Below are 2,947 nucleotides of genomic sequence, written 5' to 3'. Positions count from 1 at the left end.
TCCAGCTACATCAAATGTTCCAAAAAAATATAGAAGAGCTAATGCAAATTAGCCGCTATCGGTTGAAGGATTACATCAAAGGACAAAGAGCGATATCGCTTGCCCTATCTACCTTCTAGCTCGCTTGTCCCCCTCTCAGGTTACTACCGGTAAAACCCTAGAGGAAATCACAGAAAATATGAAAGAAGCAATTCAATTTCATCTGGATGGTTTACAAGAGGAAGGGCTGCCAATTCCCCAACCAGCCACCTATTGCCAGTATATCGAAGCGTAACCGATCACCTGCATCCTGTCCGCGACTTTTATCTGTTAAGTGCGATCGCTGATCTTGTAGGGTGCGAAAACGCGCGTGTAACGCACCGCTAATGTTTGGGATAAAATGGAGAAGTTTCAATGCGATCGAGTCCAAGTGCGATTGCTCTGAGAAATGATCGAGGTCAAGCATGACAGTGCAATAACTTCGTTACAGAGATAGGATAGTAGAATAGAGAGGGCTACCATACCGCTGCTTCAGGCTTTGATTTAGTCTTGTCGATCAGTTATTATCATGAAAGAAAAAGTGTACTTGGATTCCACGGTTCCGAGTTATTACTTTGATGAGCGTGAAGCTCTAAAAACTTTTACCGAAATCACAAGGAAGTGGTGGTCGGAGATGTCCAGTTATTATGATTTATATATTTCGGATGCCGTGCTTCAAGAACTAACCAACGGAAACTATCCGCGTAAAGCTGAAATTATTCATTTGGTTTCGAGGATTCCTTTACTACCGCCGACTTCTGCTCTTGAACAAGTTGTCGAGTTTTATCTTGCCAACTATGTCATGCCAAGGTCTCTTGTGGGCGACGCTCTACATCTTGCCTATGCCAGCTATTTCGACATTCAATATCTCGTTACTTGGAATTGCAACCACCTAGCGAATGCTAACAAACGGAAGCATATTCGCGTTATCAATGCCCGCCTTGGTTTGTCAACACCTGAAATTGTCACACCACTTGAACTATTCAAAGAGGAGAATAACTTATGATCCACTCAGAGATTTTGCAAGAAAAAGATAAAACTCAAACAAGATTATCGGAGGAATGCACGTCTATCCATGACTATTTAGTTAAGTCTCGCATTGCTGCGGAAAAGGCTGCGGAATCCTACGGGTTTACTCTCAAGTATGCTGAAGAAATTCATAAAATTCGAGAAGAACACACCAAAGCTTTCAACGCCAACACAACAGCCTCTTAGGTTGGCTTGAGCGAAACGCTATAGATTGATTCTGATTAATTGCCAATTCATTGCCGACACAAGAGTTAGGGCGATAATGATTCATTGCTGTATGTAACAATATAAGAGGAGTTTATCTCAGGAGTTCCACAGTGATTAAAGAGCTAGACCGTATTACTGTTAATCCACAAATATGTCTTGGACAGCCAACGATTCGAGGAATGCGTATCACTGTGGGATTTGTTCTGAAACTGTTGGCTAGTCAGTTATCTATTCAGGAAGTCTTAGAGGCTTATCCAGAGTTAGAAGAGGAAGATATTCGTCAGGCTCTTAATTATGCAGCTTGGGCTGTATCCGATTATATCGTTAGCTTCACTTCGGCATGAGTAGTCTGCGTTTACTAGCTGATGTTCATATCTCCCCTTTGACAGTTGCGGCTTTAAGGTTACAGGGCTACGACATAGTACGCACTACAGACTTTTTACCTGCCACTGCTGCCGACGCGGAGATTTTGGAACTTGCCAGAGTGGAAGGTCAAGTTATTTTAACACAAGACTTAGACTTTTCCCTGCTGGTAGCCCTCAATAATTATGGACTGCCTAGCTTGATTACATTACGGTTATCTTCTGCCAGACCTGATGTAGTTGCTCAAAGGCTTCTAGATGTTTTACTGACTGTGGAAACGGAACTGACAGAAGGTGCGGCAATTACTATCAGCGATGACTCTGTGCGTGTTCGTAAACTTCCAATTCGATGAACCCGCACCTCAAACGATGTCAGACAAAGAAGTAGAAACGATTTTCAAGGAAAAATTAAATCAAATAATTGAGTAATAGAAATCGTGCGTTATGCGATTATTTTTGAAAAAATTGATAGGGTTTCGATGCCTGTCACAGGTTGGCGATATAATATTGGTTGGATAAATGAAAGAAGTTCGATTTAGTGAGCATTCTAGAATCAAATTGAATTTGCTATCCGCTCGTGGAATTTTTATCACTCCTGAATTTATCCTCGAAACTGTACAATTTCCTGACAAAATAGAAATCTCTGAAGACAACAAGCGAATCGCACAAAAAAAGTTCAATGATAATTTAGTGATTCGAGTAGTTTATCGAGAATTCAGTGCTTTTTTCTTAATCATCACCCTTTACCCCGGTAGGATATCCCGATATGAACAAGATACACTATAGCCCAGATGTGGATGCTTTATTAATTGAGTTAAACAATAATCCAATTGCTTACGCAGAGGAGGAAGGGAAAATAATATTACATTATTCCAAGGACGATCAGTTAGTTTTAATCGAGATTCTAGATTTTGGTTGTTCTCTATCGGAAGATGCTAGACAAGAACTGGCAAAATCCATATCTTCTCGTGAATCGATTAAAATATAGTTATTAGTTAATGTCCATCTCACAACAATTTAAATCATGAAAGGTATTCAGTATATTGTCGATGAAACAGGAGAAAAAACAGCAGTTGTTATCGATCTAAAAGAATGGGGTCAACTGTGGAATGAGTTTTATCAAAATTTACTCGATCGCTCTCCCGTAAACGAAGACTGGATAAATTGATCGCCTTTTCGAGAAAAATTAGATGGTTCTTCCGAACTTACACTGTAGAAAATTCCCCAAGCTCCCTCTCTGTCCAGCAATGCTCTAAAGTTGATAAATATCAATCTAACAAAAACTCAAAGCCCTATTGTACAAGCTTTACAAGCATGAGTTGTTGATAGTT

6 protein-coding genes and 1 pseudogene are annotated in these 2,947 nt (G+C 40.1%); all 7 read left to right on the top strand.

What is annotated here, in order from left to right:
• Positions 1–130: 130 nt before the first annotated feature.
• Positions 131–274: pseudogene (locus tag IM462_RS21020) on the top strand (type II toxin-antitoxin system HicB family antitoxin); the annotation flags it as partial.
• Between the two features lie 273 nt (positions 275–547).
• Positions 548–1,024, top strand: a complete 477-nt coding sequence (locus tag IM462_RS12000; RefSeq protein ID WP_002763393.1) for a type II toxin-antitoxin system VapC family toxin — start codon at positions 548–550, stop codon at positions 1,022–1,024.
• Entirely contained in the window at positions 1,021–1,233 is a 213-nt protein-coding gene (locus IM462_RS11995; protein WP_004158042.1) for a hypothetical protein, read from the top strand. Before IM462_RS12000 ends, IM462_RS11995 begins: the two co-directional genes overlap by 4 nt.
• Positions 1,234–1,364: 131 nt before the next feature.
• Positions 1,365–1,598, top strand: coding sequence for a DUF433 domain-containing protein (locus IM462_RS11990; RefSeq protein WP_002775448.1), 234 nt, complete (start codon positions 1,365–1,367; stop codon positions 1,596–1,598).
• On the top strand, positions 1,595–1,969 hold the full coding sequence (locus IM462_RS11985; RefSeq protein ID WP_002733650.1) for a DUF5615 family PIN-like protein: 375 nt from the start codon (positions 1,595–1,597) through the stop codon (positions 1,967–1,969). Before IM462_RS11990 ends, IM462_RS11985 begins: the two co-directional genes overlap by 4 nt.
• A 413-nt stretch (positions 1,970–2,382) precedes the next feature.
• Entirely contained in the window at positions 2,383–2,604 is a 222-nt protein-coding gene (locus IM462_RS11980) for a DUF2283 domain-containing protein (protein ID WP_272081681.1), read from the top strand.
• Positions 2,605–2,640: 36 nt separating this feature from the next.
• Positions 2,641–2,784, top strand: coding sequence for a hypothetical protein (locus IM462_RS11975; RefSeq protein ID WP_002775441.1), 144 nt, complete (start codon positions 2,641–2,643; stop codon positions 2,782–2,784).
• The last annotated feature ends 163 nt before the right edge of the window (positions 2,785–2,947 follow it).

Source organism: Microcystis sp. M144S2, assembly GCF_020246065.1.
In the GTDB taxonomy this organism is placed as follows: Bacteria; Cyanobacteriota; Cyanobacteriia; order Cyanobacteriales; family Microcystaceae; genus Microcystis; species Microcystis ichthyoblabe_A.
This window is presented reverse-complemented; position numbering and strand designations above follow the sequence as displayed.

Coding starts and splice junctions, on each gene's coding strand:
- IM462_RS12000 (WP_002763393.1), top strand. CDS start 548: ATGAAAGAAAAAGTGTACTTGGATTCCACGGTTCCGAGTTATTACTTT.
- IM462_RS11995 (WP_004158042.1), top strand. CDS start 1,021: ATGATCCACTCAGAGATTTTGCAAGAAAAAGATAAAACTCAAACAAGA.
- IM462_RS11985 (WP_002733650.1), top strand. CDS start 1,595: ATGAGTAGTCTGCGTTTACTAGCTGATGTTCATATCTCCCCTTTGACA.
- IM462_RS11980 (WP_272081681.1), top strand. CDS start 2,383: ATGAACAAGATACACTATAGCCCAGATGTGGATGCTTTATTAATTGAG.
- IM462_RS11975 (WP_002775441.1), top strand. CDS start 2,641: ATGAAAGGTATTCAGTATATTGTCGATGAAACAGGAGAAAAAACAGCA.